This is a genomic window from Dactylosporangium sp. NPDC005572 (assembly GCF_040605515.1).
Lineage (GTDB): Bacteria > Actinomycetota > Actinomycetes > Mycobacteriales > Micromonosporaceae > Dactylosporangium.
The window spans coordinates 69,391-91,212 of record NZ_JBEXCY010000008.1 but is presented as its reverse complement, the minus strand read 5'-3'; the positions used below and the strand labels follow the sequence as shown (position 1 = coordinate 91,212).

The following is a 21,822-nucleotide window of genomic DNA, read 5'->3' as shown; positions in this document are numbered from 1 at the left end:
CAATAAAGAAGGGGTGGGCCCGAAGACCCACCCCTTGGCTCAAACGACCCGGCCGTACCCGTTGATCGGCCCGTCGTCGATCTTCTTCATCCGCACCCGGTCGCCGGATGTCGGCGCATGGACCATCCAGCCGTTGCCGACATAGAGGCCGACGTGGTGCCGGTCGCCGTAGAAGAAGACCAGGTCGCCGGGTTTCAGGTCGGCCCGGGCGACCCGTTTGGTGTCCGAGTACTGCCAGGCGGTGTAGTGCCGCAGCGAGTAGCCGACCTGCTTCCACGCGTAGAGCGTGAGGCCGGAGCAGTCGAAGCTGTTCGGGCCCTCGGCCGCCCAGATGTACGGGTCGCCGATCTGCTGGCAGGCGACCTGCGCCGCCTTCGCGCCGGGGCTGCCGTCGTACGACTGCGGGCAGGCCACCGGACGCAGGGTGCCGAGCCCGCCGGTGCTGCCGTACGCCTTGACGCGCAGGTCGTTCAGCGACTTGATCTCGGCGTTGATCTGCTGTTCCTTGACGGCCATCGTGGCCTCTTGCTCGACCTGCTTGGCGATCAGCTCGTCGAGCGGCTTCTTCTGCTCGTCGAGCGCCTTCTTGGCGACGAGCACGTCCTGGACCTTGGCCGCCTCGTCCTTCGCCATCATGTTGAGCATCATCAGCTGCTCGGCGAACGTGTCGGGCGACCCCGTGGTCATCAGCGCGTTGAAGCTGGAGAAGCGGCCGGTCTTGTACTGCATGACCGAGAAGCTCGACACCCGGGTCAGCGTCTCGTCGACCCGCGCCTGCAGCGGCGCGATCTGGTCCTGCAGCGCCTTCTGCTTGGCCTTGTTGGCGTTCAGCTCACCCTTGAGCTGGTTGTGCTGCTCGATGACGGGCTCGATCTCGTTCCACTTCTGGTCGATCTGCGCTTCGAGCTCAGCCGGCGTCGGTTCCGCTTGAGCGAGACCGGTGACACCGATGGCGAGCGACAGACCACCAAGGGTGACGGCGAGAACGCGGACCAGGCGTTTCGTCAACCTCAGATGGTTGTCCACCGAGGAGCTGCTCCTTCTTCCATGGCCGCCTACCGGGTTAGCTGACGGGTTCGGGCGGGAAGTTCGCCCTACCGCAATCTCGCGGATTCACCCCGATTGGACACATGGGTCCCCGGCTCGGATATCGACTCGGCGGTGCCGTCTGGCGCGACCATGGTGGGCGCGGACATCCATCCGACGAGAATTCACGTTATGGCGGCGAGACCAAAGGTTCAAGCATGTGTCCGATTTGTTCGGAAAATCACGCGCCCCGAGTGACGAACACGTCATCAATTGCGCGGCGAACTGATCGTTCCCCTTACCGCCAATACAGAGGGACTCCGAGCCCACTATCGACAGTGACGGCACCATCCACAGCCACCGTGAGCAGGGAGTCACCGAATGAACACACAACTCGGCGCCGACGTGAACTGACCGTCACCGACCGAGAACCCTATTCGAATAACATTGGCGCCCTTGGAAGTTTTCTGAAGGGTTGACGAGGAGCTCACACCGCGGCGGGAAACCGGCGCAAGGGGTGATCAGCGCGCGGCTCCGGCCGTCGAGTGATACTCGTCCTTGACCGGCTCGCCGACGACGGCCATGAGCACGTCGTCGAGCGTGACCACGCCGATCGGCACCCGCCCGTCGCTGACCAGCACGATGTGCTGCCGCTCGCGGCGCATGGCCAGGAGCAGCTCGGCCAGCGTGCGGGTCGGCGGGACGATCCCGAGCGGCCGGACCAGATCGGGCGGGATGGGCGCCCGCCGCTGCGGCCCGACGAACCCGATCACGTCCTTGACGTGGACGAACCCGAGCACCCGCCGGGACGCGCGGTCGACGACCGGGAAGCGGGAGCGGTTCGTGCGGGTGGCGAGCACCTCCAGCGACGCCGGCGACACGTCCTCGGCCACGGTCGTCACCTGGGCCCACGGCCGCAGCGCGTCGCGGGCCGTACGCCGGCTCAGCGCGAGGGCGCCGGCGATCCGGGCGTGCTCCTCGGGGGCGAGCAGCCCCTCGGTCGTCGCCTGCGCGGCCAGCCCGGCCAGCTCCTCGGCGGTGAACACGGTCTTCACCGAGCCGGTCGTCTCGATCCGCCACAGCGACAGGATCGTGCGCGACGCCCACTTCATCGCCACGAGCAGGGGCTTGGTGGCGATGCAGAAGGCGTACATCGGCGGGCCGAGCCACAGCACCGCCCGCTCCGGCGAGGCGAGCGTCAGGTTCTTCGGGACCATCTCGCCGACGACGGTGTGCGCGAACACCACCACGCCGAGGGCCAGGATGAACGCCACCGGGTGGATCAGCTGCTCGGGCACGTGGAGCGAGTGGAACGGCCCCTCCAGCCCGTGGGCCAGCGCCGGCTCGGCGAGCGCACCGAGCCCGAGGGAGCAGATCGTCACGCCGAGCTGCGCGCCGGCGATCAGCAGCGGGATCTCGTTCATGGCGCGCAGCGCGATCCGGGCCCGCCGCGAGGTGGCGGCCATCGGCTCGACCACCGTGCGGCGCGACGCGATGAGCGCGAACTCGCCCGCGACGAAGAACCCGTTGCCGAGCAGCAACAGGACCGTGATCAGCAGCTCAGTCATCGACCACCTCCGGGCGTACGACCCGCACCTGCTCGATGCGGCGCCGGTCCACCTCGACGACGGTGAACTCCCAGCCGTCCTCGTTCCACGTCTCGCCGACCGTGGGGATGTGACCGAGCCGGGCCATGAGGAAGCCGGCCAGCGTCTCGTACGGCCCCTCCGGCATCCGGAAGCCGGTCTGCTCCGCGAGCTCGTCCTCCCGCAGTACACCGTCGACAAGGAGGGTCCGCTCGTCGCCGGGCGCGGTCAGGTCGGGCATCCCGTGGGCCGTGGTCGGCTCGTCCTCGATGTCGTGCTCGTCGGCGATCTCACCGACCAGCTCCTCGACCAGGTCCTCGACGGTGACCACCCCGTCGGTCCCGCCGTACTCGTCCACGACGATGGCGAACGAGGACCCCGCCTTCCGCAGCGCCTCGAGCACCCCGTCGAGGTCGAGGCTCTCCGGCACGAACACGGGCTCCCGCGCCACCGCCCCGACCTTGGTCGTGGGCCGCCGCACGGGCGGCACACCGAGCGCGTCGGTGACGGTGACGACGCCGGTCACCTGGTCGAGCGTCTGCACGTAGATGGGGTACCGGCTGAATCCCGTCTGCACCGAGGTGGCGAGCAGATCGGCAACGGTCACGTCGGCCCGCAGCGACACCACGTCGACCCGCGGCGTCATGGCCTCGGCCGCCCGCTTGTCACCGAACCGGATCGTCCGCTGCAGCAGCACAGCGGTCTCCTTGGGCAGCGCACCCGCCTGCGCCGAGATCGCCGCCAGCAGCCCCAGCTCCTCGGGCGACCGCGCGCTGGCGAGTTCCTCCTGCGGCTCGACGCCGAACCGGCGCACCACCCAGTTGGCGGTCCCGTTGAGGGCCCCGATCAGCCACTTGAAGAGCCGCGAGAACATCCGCTGCGGCCCGGCGGTGGCCCGCGCCACCGGCATGGGCTTGGCGAGCGCCGCGTTCTTCGGCACCAGCTCACCGAACAGCATCGAGATCAACGTGGCCACGAGCAGCGCAATGATGTGCCCGGCCGTCTGCGTCATCCCACCGAAGATCGGCCGGATGACGGGCTCGAAGATGTGCGCCAGCGCGGGTTCGGCCAGGTACCCCGCGAGCAGCGCGGTGATGGTGATCCCGAGCTGCGCGCCGGACAGCTGAAACGACAGCTCCCGCAGCGCCTGCCGTACCGTACGAGCCTTCCGGTCCCCGGCAGCCGCCTGCTGGTCGATCTCGGCCCGGTCAACGGTGACGAGAGCGAACTCGGCGGCAACAAACCCGGCGTTCGCCGCGGTGAGCAGCGCGAAGGCCAGCAGGGGCAACAGTGTGGTGAGCATGGTCCCTTCAGGTGTCCGCCGAATTGTTCCACGTGAACCCTCGGCCTGCTGAAGGCGCCTCGACCTGCGGTTCGGCCAGTGCGATCGTACCGGTGCCGCCGCGACCAACCGACACTCGCCGATGAGCCGCTGATCTTTCTGACTCCGGTCCGTGCAACCTGTGGTCCGTTGCTCCCGTCAGACACCGCTCGTGGCGCCGGTGCATCCGCCCCGGCGCCACGGACGCTGCCACCCGCGTCCCGCCACGAACCCGCGGGCTACGCCCGCGCCCGGCCACCGCCGCCCGCACCCTCCGCGGCGCCCGCCACCCTCCGGCAAAGCCCGACCCGCCCATGATCAAGGGAAACATCTGGTCGCTATGACAGCCAGATGTTTCCCACGATCATGAAGTCGCAAGCGTTGATCGCCGTCGGGGCCGCTTGATCGCCGTTTCGACCGCGCCGACGCATCACACGAGAACCCGATCGGCGGGCGGTAGCAGCTAGGAGCGCACCGCCCGCAGCAACACCGACGCCACATCGACGACCTCGACGTCATCCGGCGCCGCCCCGGCCGACTTCTTGCCGGTGACCCCGTCACCGAGCATCGTCAGGCAGAACGGGCAGGACACGGCAACCGTCTTCGCCCCGGTCGACAGCGCCTCCTCGACCCGCTCGACGTTGATCCGCTTCCCGATCCGCTCCTCCATCCACATCCGCGCACCACCGGCGCCGCAGCAGAAGGAGCGCTCCGCGAACCGGTCCATCTCGACGAGGCCGTCCGACGAGGAAGCGCCCAGCACCTCCCGCGGCGGCGCGAACACGCGGTTGTGCCGGCCGAGGTAGCACGGGTCGTGGTACGTGATGGAGCCGTCCAGCGGCTGGACCGGCGTCAGCTTGCCCGTCGCCACCAGCTGGGCGAGGAGCTGCGTGTGGTGGATGACCTCGTAGTCCCCGCCGAGCTGCCCGTACTCGTTCTTGAGCGTGTTGAAGCAGTGCGGGCAGGTGGCCACGATCTTCTTCACGCCGGCGTCGTTGAGCGTCTCCACGTTCTGCTGGGCGAGCATCTGGAACACGAACTCGTTGCCGATCCGGCGGGCCGGGTCGCCCGTGCAGGTCTCGCCCTGGCCCAGGATCGCGAAGCTGACGCCCGCCTCGTTGAGCAGCGTCGCCACCGCGCGGGTGGTCTTCTTGGCCCGGTCCTCGAAGGCGCCGGCGCAACCGACCCAGAAGAGGTACTCGAAGTCGCCGCCGTCGGCCACGTTGGGCACCTCGAAGTCGAGGCCCTTGGTCCAGTCGTCGCGGGTCGACTGGGCCGCGCCCCACGGGTTGCCCTTGTTCTCCAGGTTGCGCAGCATGACGCCGGCCTCGGTCGGGAAGTTCGACTCGATGAGCACCTGGTACCGCCGCATGTCGACGATGTGGTCGACGTGCTCGATGTCGACCGGGCACTGCTCGACGCACGCGCCGCAGGTGGTGCACGACCACAGCACGTCGGGGTCGATCACGCCGAGCTCGTCGGCGCCGCCGATGAGCGGCCGCTCGGCCTCGGCGAGCGCGAGGACGTCGATCTTCGCGAGCTGCTCCTGGGTGGCCTTCTCGTCGCCGGTGAGCGTCTTGCCGCCCCCGCCCAGCAGGTACGGCGCCTTGGCGTAGGCGTGGTCACGCAGGTTGAGGATCAGCAGCTTCGGCGAGAGCGGCTTGCCGGTGTTCCAGGCCGGGCACTGCGACTGGCACCGCCCGCACTCGGTACAGGTGGTGAAGTCGAGCATGCCCTTCCAGCTGAACTGCTCGACCTGCGCGACGCCGAACTGGTCCTTCTCCGGGTCGGCCTCCTCGAAGTCGAGGGGCTTGCCCTCGCTCATCATCGGCCGCAGCGCACCGAGACCGGAGCCTGGCCGGCCGGGGGTGCGCTTGAAGTAGATGTTGAAGAATGCCAGGAAGCGGTGCCAGGCGACGCCCATCGTGATGTTGCTGGCGATGACGATCACCCAGGTCATCGACACGATGATCTTCACCATCGCGACCAGGCTGACGGCCGCCGCGCTCTCCGGCAGCAGCGATCCGAGGCCGTGGCTGACCGGCGCCGCCCAGACCGGCCATTCGAGCGTGTCGTTGGCCGCCTTGAACCCGCGGATGAAGAACCCGCACAGCAGGACCGCGAGAATCGTGTACTCGACGTAGTACGCCTGCCACATCGTCGACCCGGTGAACCGGGACCGACGCTCGGGGTTGCTCGGCAGGTTGCGCAGCCGGATGCCGATCAGGACCAGGATCCCGACGAAGCCCAGCACGCCGATCCACTCGGTGACCAGCCCGTAGACGTTCCAGGCGCCGATCAGCGGCAGACCGTGGTCGGGGACGGCGACCTCGAAGTACGCCTCGAGCACCAGCGACGACAGCGCGATGAACGCGATCATCACGAACCAGTGCGCCGCACCGACGACGGTCCAGCGCAGCATCCTGGTGTGGCCCAGGGTCTCGGCCAGCATCGTCCTGAAGCGCAGGCCCCGGTCGCCGCCGCGGGTCGGATCGGGCTGGCCGATCCGCACCACCGAGATCATGCGCCGCACGGTGCGCACAACGAGGACCACCGCGACGACGGTGATAGCCGCCGCCACGGAGGTAGCGACGATCTGCACTGGGCCCATGCGGTGCCTCCAACGCGCTGCCGGTGCCAAAGCTCTGCTTGACCATAGACCCCGTGTTACCCGCGAGTAACGTGAGGTTGGTCGCAGCAAACGCTAGGACACCGGCGGCGCAAGCTGGAGGCCTACACCGCAAGTTGTGACACATTCGCCCCTCAGGCGAACGGTCAGCTCAACGCCACTTCGAGAAAACGGCGAGCGACGCAACGAGGAAGCCGAACCCGATGGCCAGGTTCCAGTACTCCAGCTTCGCCAGCGCGGAGAAGGCCTCCACGTCGAAGAAGCCCTGCGTCAGGTAGTACGTCACCAGCCAGGCGATGCCGATCACGACGAAGCTCACCGCCATCGCCGGCACCCACACGGGGCTGGGGCGCCGCCGGGCGGCCGCCGTTTCTTGAGGGCGCAACTCCGCAGGCGCGGTGTACACCTTCTTCTTACGAACTGTCGACTTCGGCACGGCGCTCTCCTGGAGGGGTCGTCTGGCCAACACTATCCATGTGACGCCGCCACCTCCGCCAGCGTCGGCCTGAATAATGTTCTCCGACTAGCGTAGTCAAGTCGGCACGCGCGTGCGGGGAGGGGGCGTGGTGGAGTACACATCCGGCGGCTCCTCGTGGTCGCGGGCGCTGCGCCGCCTCGGTCGCGCTATGCTGCCACGCCGTGACCGGAAGCGAAGTTTTGCCTGGTCAGTGCTGACGCCGGTGGTCCTTGCGGTGGCCGGGATGCTGTTCTCACTGTCCGCCGCCACCGCCCAGGGCACCGATCTGCGCGAGGATCGGCGGCCCGAGCTGACCAACCTCATCAGCGAGCGCAAGCAGCAGATCGCCGCCGACCGGGAGCGGGCCGGCCGGCTGCGGGCCGAGATCGACCAGCAACAGCAGCAGCAGGCCGGCGCCGACAGCCAGGTGGACGAGCAGCGCCGGCGCGGCAACGACCAGCAGGCTGCCGCCGGGCTGACCGCCGTGCACGGCCCGGGTCTGGTGGTCGTCCTCGACGACGCGCCCCGCCGCCCTGACGGCAGCCGCCCGGCCGGCGCCACGCCCGACGACCTGGTGGTCCACCAGCAGGATGTGCAGGCCGTGGTCAACGCCCTGTGGGCCGGCGGCGCGGAGGCCATGACGCTCATGGGTGTCCGGGTGATCGCTACGAGCGCGGTACGCTGCGTGGGCAACACCCTGCTGCTCGATGGGCAGGTCTATTCGCCCCCCTTCGAGATCGCCGCGATCGGTGAGCAGGCTCGCCTGCAGCGCTCGCTGGACGACGCCGAGGGGGTGCGGCTGTTCCGGGAGGCCGCCGACACCTTCGGGCTCGGCTATCAGGTGCGTTTGGAGGCGGACGTGCAGGCCAGGGCATACGACGGGTCGACCGCACTGCACTCGGCCCGCGCCGGGTCGTAGGGCGATGGACCGCCGCCATCGCGCCCTCGACCAGGACGACATCGAGACGCGCCTGATGCCCCTCGTGCCACCCGACGACGCGACCGCGGTCATCCCCCGCATCGACCACCCCGCGAAGCAGCAGGTGCTCGAGGAGCCGGCCACCACCGTCCTCCCGAAAGTTACAGATCCGCCGACCCCTCACGAGACGCCGGAACCACCGCGCGAGCCGCACACCGAGAACGCTGTCAAGATCGTCCCGCTGCGACCGGTCCGTACCGAGGAGGGCTATCGCAGCGTGCACTCCGAATCCACGAGGACCACGGTCGGCTCGGTCGCGCGGGCGGTCAGCCGCGGCACCGGCGAGCTGCTGATCACGTTCGGCCTGATCGTCCTGTTGTTCGCCGCCTACGAGGTCTGGGGCAAGTCGGCCATCGTCGACGCCCACCAGGACGACCTCAACCGGCAGCTGGAGCAGCAGTGGGCCGCGGAACCGCAGACCACGCCGACGGTCGCCCCGTCGGGCCCGGTGGCCAAGCCGTCCAACGGCGCCGTCATCGCCTCCGTGCAAATCCCGCGCCTGAAGAAGAAGTGGGCCGTCGTGCAGGGCGTGACCCCGGCCGACATCCGCTACGCGCCCGGCCACTACCCCGACACGGCCATGCCCGGCCAGCTCGGCAACTTCTCCATGGCCGGCCACCGCACCCCGGCCATCTGGTGGGACCTCGACCGCCTGGGGCCCGACGACCCGGTGATCGTCAAGACGGCCGACACCTGGTACATCTACCGCGTCACCAGCAGCGAGATCGTCCTGCCGACCGCCGTCCAGGTCGTGGCGCCGGTGCCCAACAAACCGGGCCAGACACCGGACGTCGCCATGCTGACCATGACCACGTGCAACCCGAAGTACAACAACTACCAGCGCCTGGTCGTGCACGCCTCCCTCCGCCGCTCCCAGCCGGTCGCTGACGGCGACCCGGCCGAACTGAAGGGCTGACGGGCATGTACGGATGGATCTGGCGGCACATCCCCTTCAAGCGGTGGCAGCTCAAGGCGCTGGTCTCGCTGGTGCTCGCGGGAGTGGCGGGCGCACTGCTGTGGTACCAACTCTTCCCCGCGGTCGAGCCCCTGCTGCCCTTCGACGACGTCCAGGTCGAGACGACGACAGGGGACAGCCCCGCCCCCGCACCCTCCACCACCGCCCCGCAAGTGCTACCGAGCTAGGGACCCGACCAGTGCGCGTGCTCGTCATCGACAACTATGACTCGTTCGTCTTCAACCTGGTCCAGTACCTGGGCCAGCTGGGCGTCGACTGCGACGTGCGGCGCAACGACGAGATCACCGTCCGTGAGGTCGGCGCGACCGCCCCGGCCGGCATCCTCCTCTCACCGGGCCCGGGTACACCGGAGCGCGCCGGCATCTGCATGGACGTCATCAAGGAGTACGGCGGCAAGCTGCCGATCTTCGGCGTCTGCCTGGGCCACCAGGCGTTCGGCGCCGCCTTCGGCGCCACGGTGACCCGCGCCCCCGAGCTCCTGCACGGCAAGACGTCCCTGGTCAGCCACACCGGCCAGGGCGTCCTGGCGGGCCTCCCCGACCCGTTCATCGCCACGCGGTACCACTCCCTGGCGGTGATCGAGGAGACGCTCCCGCCGGAGATCGAGGTGACCGGCCGAACCGAGTCCGGCGTGGTCATGGCGATGCGCCACCGCGAGCTCCCGATCGAGGGCGTCCAGTTCCACCCGGAGTCCGTCCTGACGCAGGGCGGCCACCAGATGCTGGCCAACTGGCTCGCCACCTGCGGCCTCCCCGAGGCCCTCGACCGCGCCCCGGACCTGGTGGCCGAGGTCGAGGCCCGCAGAATCGCCGCGTTCGCGTAAAAGCAAAATTCAGGGACTCGGGTCCGCGCAACGCACGACCGTCGCTCCCGCCAGACACCGCTCGTGCCGCCGGTGCATCCGCCCCGGCGCCACGGACGCTGCCACCGCCGTCGCGCCAAGAACCCCGGCGACCTGAAGTCCGCGCGGCCGCCCGCGCCTACGGCGGCCCGCGTCCACGGCGGCCCGCGTGCGGGCTGCGCCTTGCACGCGAAACTGGCGATCAACTCGACCGATTTCATGATCGATGGCGACTTCTGGCTGTCATAGCAGCCAAAGCTCGCCATCGATCATGACTCCACGACCAACGACGGTCCGGGCGTTCGCATCACGTTGCGCAAACCGTGATCACGGACGCGCTGCCCATGATCAAGGGAAACTTCTGGTCGCCATGGCAGCCAGATGTTTCCCACGATCATGAGAACGCGCGCCGTGATCGGCGGTTCGGCAACGCGGCGCCCACGACAACCCGGCCGCCGCGGGGCTGCCAACCAAACCCGCCTGTGCACAACCCTGTGGATAACTAGTCAGTTATCCACAGGGCACACACGGTAGTAGTCGATCAGCCGTTACCCTGCGAAGCGCTGCTACTCGGCTTCGGTGAGCCGGAGTTGCCCGGGTTGGGGTTGTCGTACTTGCCGATCCGGATGACGATCCGGTCGGTCTTCAGCGCCGGTTTGTTCGCCGCCTTGTTGGTGTTGATCGCGACGCCGTCCTTCGACTGGTCGCTGACCTCGGTCTCTTCCGTGTCGATGTTGGTGAAGCCGAACGACCGCAGCAGCGCTTCGGCCTGATCCGGGGTCTTACCGGACACATCAGGCACGTTCGCCTGGTTGTTCTTCGACACGAAGATCTTGATCGTCGAGCCGGGCCTGACCTGCGTGCCCGGCTGCGGGTCGCTGCCGATGACCTCGTCCTTGGGCTCGACACCGTCGCGGGACTCGGCGACCACGGTCAGGTTCATGCCCTCGAGCTGCTTGGTCGCCTGGTCCTTGGTGAGCCGCGACAACCCCGGCACCGTGAGCAGCGTGGGCTCGCCGCAGACGTCGTAGTCGATCTGCGTGCCCTGCTTGACCTCGGTGTCCGGCTTCGGCTCCTGGTTGGTGACCACGCCGGCCACGCAGTTCTCGTTCGGGCCGGCGTGCGGGTCGCCCTCCAGGTTGGACTGGCGCAGTGCGTTGGCCGCCTCGGCCTGAGTGCTCCCGACCAGCTTCGGCACCCGCACCATCGGGTCCTGGTTGGCCAGGTACAGCCCGATCGACAGCGCGGCCACCGCGAGGAGGCCGAGCGCGGTCAGCGCAACCACGATGCCGGTCGATCCCTTGCGCTTCTGCCGCGCGGCGGCCCGGGACGGCTGGCGCGAGGCGGGCGGCGGCCGGTAGGCGGCCTGCGTCGCCATCACGGCCGCCATCTCGTCCTCGGTCAGCACCGGCGGCGCGGAGACCGGACGACCGGCGGCGGCCCGCATGAGGTCGGCCCGCATCTCGGCGGCGCTCTGGTACCGGTTGAGCGGGTTCTTGGCCAGCGCCTTGAGCACGACGGCGTCGATCTCGGGCGTGACATCGCGATTGCTGGTGCTCGGCGGGCGCGGATCCTCCCGGACGTGCTGGTACGCCACCGAGACCGGGTTGTCACCGACGAACGGCGGGTGGCCGCAGAGCAGCTCAAAAATCACACAGCCGGTCGCGTAGACGTCGCTGCGCGCGTCGACGGGCTCGCCGCGGGCCTGCTCCGGCGAGAGGTACTGCGCGGTGCCGATGACCGCCGACGTCTGGGTCATCGTCGTCGCGCCGCTGGCCAGGGCCCGCGCGATGCCGAAGTCCATCACCTTGACCTGGCCGGTCTGCGTGAGCATCACGTTGCCCGGCTTGATGTCGCGGTGGATGATCCCGTGCCGGTGGCTGAACTCCAGCGCGGCACAGATGTCCGCGGTGATCTCCAGCGCCCGCCGCGGCATGAGCCGGCCCTCGGCCGCCAGCACCTCTTTGAGGGTGCGGCCGTTGACGAACTCCATGACGATGTACGGCAGTTCCTCGCCCGCCGGACCGCGTTCCTCACCCGTGTCGTAGACAGCGACGATCGCCGGGTGGTTGAGGGAGGCGGCGTTCTGCGCCTCCCGGCGGAACCGTAACTGGAACGTCGCGTCGCGGGCGAGGTCGGTCCGGAGGGTCTTGATCGCAACGTCGCGGCCGAGTCGCAGGTCACGACCTCGGTGCACTTCGGCCATGCCGCCATAGCCGAGCAGCTCCCCGACCTGGTAACGGCCGCCGAGGAGGCGCGGCTGGGCGGTCATGTCGTGTCGTCCTTCGGTCATTGACTCTTACCTTGCCACGTCTTGCGACGAGAACCCATTCCGATCTAGCTGCTCGCGCTCGGGTCCGCCGACGGCTCGTTGTCGTCCGACTTCCCGGGCGCCGGCGCCGAGCTGGAATTGTTGTTCCGCGGCGGGCCGCCCGCGCTCTTGACCACGGTGAACGTGATCTCGGTGCCCTCGGGCTGGTCACCGCACGGGGTGACGTCGATGATCGTGCCGGGGATCGGCAGGTCCGAATCGACCGGAACCACCTTGACCTTGAGCTTCTGCCGCTCGAGCTTGCCCTTTTCGAGCGCCTGCGGCTTGCCCTTGATCCTGTCGCAGTCCACGTTGACCACCTTGCCGGTCGGCTTGGCGGACGTCGGGGCCGCGGCGCTGGTCGGCGGCGCGGTCGTCTCGCCACTGCCGACCTTGTTCGGGTCGTCGTTGCCCTTCGTGGCGAAGTACAGGCCGCCGATGCCGATCAGCACCAGCAGTACGATGCCCGCGATCCCGGCCACGACCAGGTTGTTCCGCCCGCCGGAGCGCCCACCGGCACCGCCGGGGGTCGGGGCCGGCGGCGGGGCGTCGTATCCACCGTCGTAGCCGCCACCCATGAACGTGGCCGTGTCACCCCTCGGCGGCGGTGGCGGCACACCGGCGGCGCCGCGGGCCTGATGCCCGCCCACGCCGGCCGGCTGCTGGCCGGGCAGCGGCGGAAGGCCGCCGGGCATGATCCGGGTGCCGCCCGCGCCGGGCGACACCGGGCCGCCGGAGATCGGCGGGCCGGACATCGGCGAGCCGGAGGTCGGCTGTCCGTAGGAGGGGCCGCCGGAGACCGGCGGCGCGATCGGGGCGCCCGAGACGGGCGGGCCGAGCGGCGGCACCGCCGGGCCGGTGGCCGTGCCACCGCCGAGCTGTTGCGACACCCGGCGAGCGGCCTGGGCGAGCGCGGCGGCGCTGGGCCAGCGCGCGGCCGGGTCCTTGGCCATCGCCCGCTCGACCAGCTGGACGACCGGCGGCGGGATGTCGCCCGGCATCGGCGGCGGCATCTCGCGCACGTGCCGCATGGCGATCTCGAGCGGGTTCTCGCCCTCGAACGGCCGCTGGCCGGACAGGCACTGGTAGGCGACCACGCCGAGCGCGTACACGTCGGACAGCGGTGTGGCCTGCTGGCCCGAGGCCTGCTCGGGCGAGATGTACGAGGCGGTGCCGAGCACCGAGCCGGCCGCGGTCAGCTGGGCGACGGCCGCCGAGCGCGCGATGCCGAAGTCGGTGAGCACCAGCGTGCCGTTGGGCCGCACGAGCAGGTTGCCGGGCTTCACGTCGCGGTGGACGATGCCCTTCTCGTGCGCGGCGTGCAGCGCGTCGGCGGCCTGCGCGATGAGCGCCATGGCCCGCGCGGGGGTGAGCCGGCCGACCCGGGACAGGGTGCGGGAGAGCGCGTCGCCCTCCACGTACTCCATGATCAGGAACGCGGTGCCGTTCTCGCTCCCGTAGTCGTAGATGTCGACGACGCCCGGGTGGTTGATGGTGGCCATCGTCCGCGCCTCGCCGCGGAAGCGCTCGGCGAAGCCGGGCTCCTCCAGCAGTGCGGGCAGCAGGACCTTGATCGCGACGATGCGGCCCAGCACCTCGTCGGTGCCGCGCCACACGTCACCCATACCGCCGCCGGCGATGCGCTCGTCCAGGCGGTAGCGCCCGCCCAATACGGTGCCGGCGCTCAACATGTCGCGCACCTCATGTTATTTGATGCCCTTTTCGTCCGCGTATGCCTTCATGACCTGACCGGCAATGCGAGCCGCCTCGGCGCTGCCACCCTTGCCAGCGTTCTCGAGGAAGACCGCGACCGAGATGATCGGCTTGCCGTCCTTCAGTGCGAAGCCGATGAACCAGCCGTGGTCCTGCGCATCTTCACCGTCTTCCGCGGTTCCGGTCTTACCACCCACCTGCAAGCCGGAGATGTTCGCGCTGCGGCCCGTGCCGTCGCGGGACGTGACCACGCTGAACATCATTTCCTGCAGCTTGGCGGCGACGTCGCCACTGATCGGGCGGCCCATCTCCTTGGGCTCGGTGCGGTCGGCGTTGGAGAGGTCGGCATTCTGCAGACGGTCCACCACGTACGGCCGCATCTCGCGACCGCCGTTGGCAACCGTCGCCGCAATCATCGCCCCTTGCAGCGGAGACATCTTCACCTCTCGCTGTCCGATGCTCGACTGAGCAACGGCGGGCGGATCCACGACACCGTTCTGGGCGGTCATCGAACCGGTGTGGCTGGCGACGATCCCGCAGTAGTTGCGGTCCTGGTCCTCGATGTACTTCGGCTCCGACTCGAACCCGAAGTCCGAGGCCATCCGCTTGAGCTTGTCGGCGCCGATCCGCTCCACGCCCATCCGGGCGAAGACGGTGTTGCACGAGACGGTGAGGGCCTGCTTGAGCGTGATGCTCTCGGGGCAGATGCCCTCGTGGGCGTTCTTGATCCGGAACGACGAGGTCTGCGGCGGCTGGTAGAACTCGCCACCCTGCACGGCCGAGTCGGGCGTGAGCGACGAGTCCGCGGTCAGCGCGGCGGCCGAGGTGATGACCTTGAAGGTCGAGCCCGGCGGGTAGATGTCCGACACGGCCCGGTTCAGCAGCGGCTTGCCCGGGTCGGCCTCGAGCTTCTTGTAGTTGGCCAGGGCGGCGTTGGTGTCGTGGGTGCTCAGCAGGTTGGGGTCGTAGCTCGGCAGCGACACCTCGGCGAGCACCGCGCCGGTCGAGGGGTCGAGCGCGACGACCGCGCCGCTCTTCACCTTGAGCTTGTTGTTCCCCAGCTGGGTGTACGCCGTCTCCTGGGCCGACTTCGAGATCGTCAGCAGCACGTTGCCGCCGGCCGGCTTCTCGCCGGTGAACAGCCCGGCGATCCGGTCGGCCGCCTGCTTGTCGGAGGTGCCGACGAGGAAGTCGTTGTTGAGCTTCTCCAGCGAGGTCGCCGCCAGGTTGACCGGCTTGTAGCCGAGGACGTGCGCGTACTGGGCCCCCAGCGGGTACGTCCGGAGGAACTTCAGCGAGTCGCCGGTCTCCTGGGCGTCGGCCACCGCGATGCCCTGGGCGTTGACGATCTTGCCGCGGGCCCGCTCGTACTCGCTGGCCTGGACGCGGCCGTTGCGCGAGTTCTCGCGGTAGTCGTCGGCCTTGACCACCTGGCGGTAGTTCAGGTTGACGAACAGCATCGCGAACAGCACCAGCACCACGACACCGACCCGGCGCAGTGGGGCGTTCATCGCACAACCTCCGTGGGCAGCTCTTTGATCTGGACCGGGGCGCCGCCGCCACCGCCGGTGGACACGCCGCCCAGGTTGACCGACGGGGACCCGCCGGCCGGGCGCCGCGACGCGTCGGAGATGCGCAGCAGCAGACCGATCAGCAGCCAGTTGGCCACCAGCGACGAGCCACCCGCCGAGAGGAACGGCGTGGTCTGCCCGGTCAGCGGGATCAGCTGGCTGATGCCACCCACGATGACGAACACCTGCAACCCGATGGTGAACGCGAGGCCACCGGCGAACAGCTTGCCGAAGGAGTCGCGCACGTTGATCGCGGCCCGCAGGCCCCGCTCGACGATCAGCAGGTAGACGATGAGCAGGGCGGTGAGGCCGAAGAGGCCGATCTCCTCGCCCATGCCGGAGAAGATGAAGTCGGTGCGCACCTCGGGCACCTTGGTCGGCTGACCCGCGCCCGGGCCGGCCCCGGTCAGGCCGCCGGTACCGAGGCCGAGCAGCGACTGCACCAGTTGGTAGCCCTTGTTGTCCGCGTCGGCGAACGGGTCGAGCCAGGTGGTGGCGCGCTCGGAGAAGTTGAGGAACGGCCCGCCGACGGCCTTGCCCAGGAAGTACGCCAGGAAGGCGCCGCCGAAGAACAGGCCCAGACCGATGATCAGCCAACTGACCCGCTCGGTGGCGATGTACAGCGTGACGACGAACAGGCCGAAGTACATGAGCGAGGTGCCGAGGTCCTTCTCGAAGATCAGAACCAGCAGCGACATCAGCCAGACCGCGACGACCGGACCGAGGTCACGACCGCGCGGGAAGTCGATGCCGAGGAACCGCTTGCTCGCCAGCGAGAGCACCTCGCGCTTGCGCACCAGGTAGTACGCGAAGAAGACGAGCAGGCAGATCTTGGCGAACTCACCGGGCTGGATCGAGAAGCCCGGGAACTTGATCCACAGCTTGGCGCCGTTGATCGACGAGTACCGCGCCGGCAGCACCGCCGGGATCAGCACCAGCACGATGCCGGTGAGGCCGAGCGTGTACGCATACCGCGACAGCGACCGGTGGTCACGCACGATGGCCATCAGCACCACCGCGCCGACGATGGCCGCCGCCGTCCAGCCCAGCTGCCGGAACCCGTCGCCGCCGAACACGCTCAGCTCGGCCCGCTCCGGCGCCTTGACCCGGGCCAGGTCGAGGCGCCGCAGGAACGCGACGCCCAGCCCGTTGATGAGCGCGACCGCCGGCAGGATCACCGGATCGGCATACGGCGCGAGGAACCGGATCGCCATGTGCGCGAGGCCGAAGATGACGGCCAGCACCGCGATCTGCACCCAGAAGTCGGGCGTGACCTCGCCGATGGCGTTGCCCTCGACGACGGCCGCGTAGACCAGCAGGATCACCGCGACGAACAGCAGGAGGCCGAGCTCGGTGTTGCGGCGGGTGCCCTGCCGGGCCGGCGCGGACACGGCCGACCCGTCGCCCGGGTTGGCGGGCGACGGGGCCGGGAAGGCGGGGGCGGTCACGACAGATTTCCTCTTGGCCTCGCGGTCAGCAACTGGCAGCGGGAGTCGGGCTCGACATGATCGGGGAGGCGTCCGCGCTGGTCGGCGCGACCGAGCCGTTCCCGGAGGCGCCGGCCGAAACGGCCGGGCTGGGCGACTCGGCCGGGGCGGAGCTCATCTGGTCGGACGGGCTGCCGTCGGCGCTCGGCTCGATCGAGGGGCAGGCCTGCTTGCGCGACGGGTCGCTCGGGTCGAGCAGCGCGGCGAGCTTCTGCTTGGCCTGGTCCAGGTTGTCGGCCGGGATGCCCTGCCGGACGGTGCTCTGCGCGGCCGGGGTCAGGTCGTCGACCTTGAGGTCGCTCGCCTCGTAGACCGTCGACAGCTCGAGCCAGGCGATCCGGCCCGGGACGCCCTTGAAGATGGCCACGTTGCCGTCGTCGGTGGCGCCTACGTAGTACCGGGACTGGGTCACGCTCCAGCCGTACCACAGACCACCGCCGAGCAGCCCGAGCAGCACGACGAGGAGGATTGCCGTGCGCACCGGGTGACGACGGGGTCGCTCGCTGTCGTCCCGGCCGGCGGGCGCGGCGTTCGCACGCTGCTCCTCGTCGCTGTCGGGAACCGGCGGGCGGGGCGCAGCCAGGGCAGCGCCGCGGGCCGAGGACATCGACTGGTCGGCCGACGTGGCCATGCCACGGTCCTGGGCCGCCGCACCGCCGACGATCGGCCGCGCCTCGACGATGTCCTCGTCGGTGACGTCGGCGACGATCACGGTGATGTTGTCCGGCCCACCGCCGCGCAGGGCCAGCTCGACGAGCCGGCTGGCGCACTGGTTGGGGTCGATGTACTCCCGCAGCGTCGCCTCGATGGTCTCGGCGCTGACCACGCCGGAGAGCCCGTCGCTGCACAGCAGGTAGCGGTCGCCCGGCTTGACCTGCCGCACCGAATACTCGGGGTCGGCGTCGCGGCCGTCGAGCGCCCGCGTGAGCAGGGAGCGCTGCGGATGGCTGTTGGCTTCTTCGAGGCTGATCCGGCCCTCGTCGACGAGCATCTGGACGTACGTGTCGTCCTTGGTCACCTGGGCGAACTCCCCGTCGCGCACAAGGTACGCGCGGGAGTCGCCGATGTGGACCATGCCCATCTTCGTGCCGGAGAACAGCATTGCTGTGAGGGTCGTGCCCATACCCTCCATGGCCGGGTTCTCCTCGACGGCGTCCCGGATCTGTTGGTTGGCCAGGTCGACCGCGCTTCGCAGCGTGTCGATCATGGCGTTGCCGGGCACGTCCTCGTCGAGTGGCGCCATGGTGGCGATGACAATGTTGCTGGCGACGTCACCGGCGGCCATGCCGCCCATGCCGTCGGCAACGGCGAGCAGCCGCGGTCCTGCGTAGACGGAGTCCTGGTTGCCACTCCGAATCAGACCGCGGTCACTGCGGGCCGCATAGCGCAATGTGAGGGTCATGGCCGTAACTCGAGTGAAGTGCGGCCGATGCGAATCGGCACGCCGAGGGGGACGGGGGTAGGTGCGCTGACCTTGGTCTTGTCGAGGTAGGTGCCGTTGGTGGAGCCGAGGTCCTCGAGGTACCACTGGCCGGCGCGCGGGACGAGCCGGGCGTGCTTTGCGGATGCGTAGTCGTCGGTGATCACCAGCGTCGAGTCCTCGGCCCGGCCGATGGTGATGGGCGCCTCGCCGAGTGTGATGCGAGTGCCCGCCAGCGCACCGGCGGTGACGAAGAGCTGATGCGCGGTCTTCCCGCGCTTCACCTTCGCCGGACGGCCAGGAGCCGTCACCGCACCAACCCCCCGGGGTGCGGCGACGATCCGGCTCGATCGCGAGCCTGCGAACAGGTCCCGCCGGATCACACCCACCACCGTGAACACGAAGATCCACAGCAGCACGAGCAACCCATAGCGGGCAACCGTGATGACGAATTCCATCTACGACGCGCTCATTCAGATCCGCCTAACGTCGACCACGCATGCAGAACGATCAGCCATCCACGCGGTAAGTGAGCGTGGTCGTGCCGAGCTGGATCATGTCACCCGGGTTCAACGCGACCGCGGAGACGCGCTGACCGTTGACCATCGTGCCGTTGGTGGAACCGAGATCGGTCAGCACGACCTGCGCACCGTCGAAGTCGAGTCGCGCATGGCGGCGCGAGATCCCGACATCGGGCAGTCGCATGTTGGCCTGGTCGCCCCGGCCGATCACGGTCGAGCCAATCGAAAGAGGGTAGCTGCGCCCGTCGCCCGACACCAGTCGGACGTTGCGCGCGGGACCGCCCGGCCCACCGGGGCCAGGGCCACCGTAGCCGCCCTGCTGCCCGTATCCCCCATACGGGTCCGGAACGGGCGGCGGCGCGACGTCGCCACCGGTGTAGACCTCGGCGGTGACCCGGAACATGCCCGTGTCGAGCCCGTCCCCCCGCTCGATCTCGACGATCACGTCGCCATACACGGTCCAGCCCTGCTCGCCGATGAACTCGGCCTGCGACTGGGCCAGCTCCTGCGCCAGCGCCGCGGCATACGGCGCCAGCCGGCTGTGGTCATAGGGCGAAAGGTCGATCACGTAGCGGTTCGGCACCAGCGTGCGCCCGCCGGCCAGAATCGCCTTGTGGGCTTCCGCCTCCCGTTGCATGGCGTTGAGGATCTCCACGGGGTGGACGACCCCCTTGAAGACCTTTGCGAAGGCCCCCTCGACCAGGCCCTCAAGGCGCTTCTCGAAGCGCTGCAGCACACTCACCGGTTCCTCCTCGGGTTCCGAGGTCATGATGGTATCCGGACGTCGCACGCCCGTATGCAAGCTGACCGGTCGGCCCGTGCTACTCTTCCGTGGCGCCCAGGGAAGCCTAGTGCCTACCCGGTCATTTCGCCGAGTGGGGACACGGTATGCTGTGGCGCGCCAGGCGGTTTCGGCCGCTAGGGGAAGTGGCGGAATGGCAGACGCGCACGGTTCAGGTCCGTGTGCCCGAAAGGGCGTGGGGGTTCAACTCCCCCCTTCCCCACCGCTGATCGGTGGCCCCTGCTTCGCGGCGGGGGCCGCTTGCCGTTGCAGCGGTGGGATCCTTCGCGCTCGCTTCGCTTGCTCCCCAGTGGGGGCTCCGCCACCCACACCCCCGATCCGCGGCGTCCGCGGGCCTTCGTCGTATTGCCGACCCTTCCGGGTTCGTTCGTCTGCTTCTTCTTTTTGGCTCCGGTCCTTGCAACCTGTTGTCCGTTGCTCCCGTCAGGCACCGCTTGTTGCGCCGGTGCATTCGCCCCGGCTCCACCTTGCTGCGGCCCTCGTGTCGCCACGGGCCCCGCGGCCTTCGGCCGCGTTTGGTGTCCGTCTTGTCTTCTCTTGAGTCTCTGCCTCGGCCGTTTCGGGCGTGCTTGGGCTTATCGGGTTCTGCGGGTCGGGCCTTGCGGCCCTCCCTTTCACCTTCGCGGAAGTGACAAATCCAACCAAAAATGGTTGGTGGTCCGGGGCTCGGTAGGGCGCTTGCTGGCGGCAACTCACGGTCGTCCCACCGCTGGCCGCTACGCATCTATCCGAAGCACCGCCGGCGTTCCTGCTGGCGTACGGCTCCTCTGCCACTCTGCCGGGTTCTCCCGAGCGGCCGACGGCCGTCCCGTTGGCGTACCACCTCGCTACCCAGCACCCCCCGTGGCCGTCCCGTTGGCGTACCAACTCGCCACCCCGGACCTTCTGGGGCTTACCGTCCGTAGTTGAGCGTGGCGGTCGGTGGGGGTGGGGGATCGATCTTGGGTTATGTCGTGGTGGGGTGAATTCCTTGGGCTTGGCTGGGTTTGCCTCGCTGGGGCGCGAGTGGGGGTGGTGGTTCGGGGGTCACGGTATGCTCCCAAACGGTCCCGACCAACCGTCGTCCACCCGCAGGGAGTTCTTCGTCGTGAGCGTCGCACTCGTCACCGGCTCCGCCGGGCTCATCGGCTCTGAGGCGGTGCGCCACTTCGCATCGCTCGGGCTCGACGTTGTCGGCATCGACAACGATATGCGGAAGCGGTTCTTCGGGGCCGAGGCCTCGACCGCGTGGAACGTTGTGCGGCTGACCAGCGACCTCGGTGAGTCCTACACGCACCACGACGTCGACATCCGGGACCGGGAGGCGCTCGCCGGCATCTTCCAGCGGTACGGGAAAGATATCGCCGTCGTCATCCACACCGCGGCGCAGCCCAGCCACGACTGGGCCGTGCGCGACCCGTTCACCGACTTCGACGTGAACGCCGGCGGGACGCTCAACCTGCTGCAGAACGTGCGTGAGCACTGCATCGACGCGCCGTTCATCCACTGCTCGACCAACAAGGTCTACGGCGACCGGCCCAACAGCCTGCCGCTGCAGGAGCTCGAGACGCGGTGGGAGATCGAGCCGGGCCACCCGTACGAGAACGGGATCAAGGAAGACATGTCGATCGACGCCTGCCTGCACTCGGTCTTCGGCGCCTCCAAGGTCGCCGCGGACGTCATGGTGCAGGAGTACGGGCGCTACTTCGACATGAAGACCGCCTGCTTCCGGGGCGGCACGCTGACCGGGCCCGCGCACTCGGCCACCGAGCTGCACGGCTTCCTCGGGTATGTCATGCGGTGCGCGATGGAGCGCCGCACGTACAAGATCTTCGGGTACAAGGGCAAGATGGTCCGCGACGCGATCCACTCCCACGACGTGGTCGCCGCGTTCGAGGCCTTCTTCCGGGCGCCGCGCAGCGCCGCCGTGTACAACCTGGGCGGCGGGCGGCACTCCAACACCTCGCACCTGGAGGTGTTCGCCCTCGCCGAGCGGATCACCGGCAACGAGATGCAGACCGAGTACCACGAGGCCAACCGGGTGGGCGACCACCAGTGGTGGATCGGCTCCAACGAGCGTTTCCAGCAGGACTACCCCGACTGGAAGCAGGTCTACGACGTGCCCATGATCTGCCAGGAGATCTACGAGGCCAACGTCGACAAGTGGACCCCCGAGTCCTGACCACGACGGACTAGAGAAGAC

The 21,822-nt window shown here is 69.1% G+C and carries 16 protein-coding genes, 1 tRNA gene, 1 pseudogene and 1 riboswitch; of the genes and pseudogenes, 6 read left to right on the top strand and 12 right to left on the bottom strand.

The window, feature by feature from the left end; translation table 11 throughout:
• Positions 1-39: 39 nt before the first annotated feature.
• The 5 genes from ABZS66_RS06550 to ABZS66_RS06530 form a co-directional block, all read right to left on the bottom strand.
• Positions 40-1,008 (bottom strand): NlpC/P60 family protein, encoded by a 969-nt coding sequence (locus tag ABZS66_RS06550; RefSeq protein WP_354755773.1) that lies wholly within the window; start codon positions 1,006-1,008, stop codon positions 40-42.
• 29 nt (positions 1,009-1,037) lie between these two features.
• Positions 1,038-1,171, bottom strand: a riboswitch (cyclic di-AMP (ydaO/yuaA leader).
• A 376-nt stretch (positions 1,172-1,547) separates the two neighbouring features.
• Positions 1,548-2,594 (bottom strand): hemolysin family protein, encoded by a 1,047-nt coding sequence (locus ABZS66_RS06545; protein ID WP_354755771.1) that lies wholly within the window; start codon positions 2,592-2,594, stop codon positions 1,548-1,550.
• Complete coding sequence (locus tag ABZS66_RS06540) at positions 2,587-3,915, bottom strand: hemolysin family protein (RefSeq protein WP_354755770.1); 1,329 nt, start codon at positions 3,913-3,915, stop codon at positions 2,587-2,589. The genes ABZS66_RS06545 and ABZS66_RS06540 overlap by 8 nt, the downstream gene beginning before the upstream one ends.
• Before the next feature lie 481 nt (positions 3,916-4,396).
• Positions 4,397-6,544: a (Fe-S)-binding protein gene (locus ABZS66_RS06535; protein ID WP_354755768.1), complete on the bottom strand. Its 2,148-nt coding sequence runs from the start codon at positions 6,542-6,544 to the stop codon at positions 4,397-4,399.
• Between the two features lie 169 nt (positions 6,545-6,713).
• On the bottom strand, positions 6,714-6,998 hold the full coding sequence (locus tag ABZS66_RS06530; RefSeq protein WP_354755767.1) for a cell division protein CrgA: 285 nt from the start codon (positions 6,996-6,998) through the stop codon (positions 6,714-6,716).
• Positions 6,999-7,128: 130 nt separating this feature from the next.
• Between ABZS66_RS06530 and ABZS66_RS06525 the strand changes: the two genes are divergently transcribed.
• Genes ABZS66_RS06525 through ABZS66_RS06510 form a run of 4 tightly spaced genes read left to right on the top strand, consistent with a single transcriptional unit; the run spans position 7,129 to position 9,797 of the window.
• Complete coding sequence (locus ABZS66_RS06525) at positions 7,129-7,938, top strand: DUF881 domain-containing protein (protein ID WP_354755872.1); 810 nt, start codon at positions 7,129-7,131, stop codon at positions 7,936-7,938.
• A 4-nt stretch (positions 7,939-7,942) separates the two neighbouring features.
• A complete protein-coding gene (locus tag ABZS66_RS06520) occupies positions 7,943-8,914 on the top strand; it encodes a class E sortase (RefSeq protein WP_354755765.1) in 972 nt (323 codons plus the stop codon).
• Positions 8,915-8,919: 5 nt separating this feature from the next.
• Positions 8,920-9,141, top strand: coding sequence for a hypothetical protein (locus ABZS66_RS06515; protein ID WP_354755764.1), 222 nt, complete (start codon positions 8,920-8,922; stop codon positions 9,139-9,141).
• An 11-nt stretch (positions 9,142-9,152) separates the two neighbouring features.
• Positions 9,153-9,797, top strand: a complete 645-nt coding sequence (locus ABZS66_RS06510) for an aminodeoxychorismate/anthranilate synthase component II (RefSeq protein ID WP_354755762.1) — start codon at positions 9,153-9,155, stop codon at positions 9,795-9,797.
• A 559-nt stretch (positions 9,798-10,356) separates the two neighbouring features.
• On the opposite strand, the gene pknB is transcribed toward ABZS66_RS06510, so the two are convergent.
• From pknB to ABZS66_RS06475, 7 genes and pseudogenes are all read right to left on the bottom strand, one after another.
• The gene (gene pknB, locus ABZS66_RS06505; RefSeq protein ID WP_354755870.1) at positions 10,357-12,087 is read right to left on the bottom strand and encodes a Stk1 family PASTA domain-containing Ser/Thr kinase; all 1,731 of its coding nucleotides are present in this window, start codon (positions 12,085-12,087) and stop codon (positions 10,357-10,359) included.
• A 914-nt stretch (positions 12,088-13,001) separates the two neighbouring features.
• Positions 13,002-13,817: pseudogene (locus tag ABZS66_RS06500) on the bottom strand (serine/threonine-protein kinase); the annotation flags it as partial.
• Between the two features lie 15 nt (positions 13,818-13,832).
• Positions 13,833-15,350 carry a penicillin-binding transpeptidase domain-containing protein gene (locus tag ABZS66_RS06495; RefSeq protein ID WP_354755760.1) on the bottom strand — a complete coding sequence of 506 codons (1,518 nt, stop codon included), beginning with the start codon at positions 15,348-15,350 and terminating at the stop codon, positions 13,833-13,835.
• Entirely contained in the window at positions 15,347-16,801 is a 1,455-nt protein-coding gene (locus ABZS66_RS06490; RefSeq protein WP_354755868.1) for an FtsW/RodA/SpoVE family cell cycle protein, read from the bottom strand. Before ABZS66_RS06490 ends, ABZS66_RS06495 begins: the two co-directional genes overlap by 4 nt.
• An 82-nt stretch (positions 16,802-16,883) precedes the next feature.
• A complete protein-coding gene (locus ABZS66_RS06485; protein ID WP_354755758.1) occupies positions 16,884-18,299 on the bottom strand; it encodes a BofC C-terminal domain-containing protein in 1,416 nt (471 codons plus the stop codon).
• A complete protein-coding gene (locus tag ABZS66_RS06480) occupies positions 18,296-18,775 on the bottom strand; it encodes an FHA domain-containing protein (protein WP_190253386.1) in 480 nt (159 codons plus the stop codon). The genes ABZS66_RS06485 and ABZS66_RS06480 overlap by 4 nt, the downstream gene beginning before the upstream one ends.
• A 52-nt stretch (positions 18,776-18,827) precedes the next feature.
• A complete protein-coding gene (locus ABZS66_RS06475) occupies positions 18,828-19,607 on the bottom strand; it encodes a DUF3662 and FHA domain-containing protein (RefSeq protein ID WP_190253385.1) in 780 nt (259 codons plus the stop codon).
• 152 nt (positions 19,608-19,759) lie between these two features.
• On the opposite strand from ABZS66_RS06475, the gene ABZS66_RS06470 reads away from it, so the two are divergent.
• Both ABZS66_RS06470 and ABZS66_RS06465 read left to right on the top strand, forming a co-directional pair.
• A tRNA-Leu gene (locus ABZS66_RS06470) sits at positions 19,760-19,842 on the top strand.
• Between the two features lie 885 nt (positions 19,843-20,727).
• On the top strand, positions 20,728-21,801 hold the full coding sequence (locus ABZS66_RS06465; RefSeq protein ID WP_354755756.1) for an NAD-dependent epimerase/dehydratase family protein: 1,074 nt from the start codon (positions 20,728-20,730) through the stop codon (positions 21,799-21,801).
• Positions 21,802-21,822: the final 21 nt, after the last annotated feature.

Excerpts from the sequence above, each read along its gene's own strand:
- ABZS66_RS06485 (WP_354755758.1), bottom strand. The coding sequence starts at position 18,299 with ATGACCCTCACATTGCGCTATGCGGCCCGCAGTGACCGCGGTCTGATT.
- pknB (WP_354755870.1), bottom strand. The coding sequence starts at position 12,087 with ATGACCGCCCAGCCGCGCCTCCTCGGCGGCCGTTACCAGGTCGGGGAG.
- ABZS66_RS06520 (WP_354755765.1), top strand. The coding sequence starts at position 7,943 with ATGGACCGCCGCCATCGCGCCCTCGACCAGGACGACATCGAGACGCGC.
- ABZS66_RS06480 (WP_190253386.1), bottom strand. The coding sequence starts at position 18,775 with ATGGAATTCGTCATCACGGTTGCCCGCTATGGGTTGCTCGTGCTGCTG.
- ABZS66_RS06475 (WP_190253385.1), bottom strand. The coding sequence starts at position 19,607 with ATGACCTCGGAACCCGAGGAGGAACCGGTGAGTGTGCTGCAGCGCTTC.
- ABZS66_RS06495 (WP_354755760.1), bottom strand. The coding sequence starts at position 15,350 with ATGAACGCCCCACTGCGCCGGGTCGGTGTCGTGGTGCTGGTGCTGTTC.
- ABZS66_RS06540 (WP_354755770.1), bottom strand. The coding sequence starts at position 3,915 with ATGCTCACCACACTGTTGCCCCTGCTGGCCTTCGCGCTGCTCACCGCG.
- ABZS66_RS06545 (WP_354755771.1), bottom strand. The coding sequence starts at position 2,594 with ATGACTGAGCTGCTGATCACGGTCCTGTTGCTGCTCGGCAACGGGTTC.
- ABZS66_RS06535 (WP_354755768.1), bottom strand. The coding sequence starts at position 6,544 with ATGGGCCCAGTGCAGATCGTCGCTACCTCCGTGGCGGCGGCTATCACC.
- ABZS66_RS06515 (WP_354755764.1), top strand. The coding sequence starts at position 8,920 with ATGTACGGATGGATCTGGCGGCACATCCCCTTCAAGCGGTGGCAGCTC.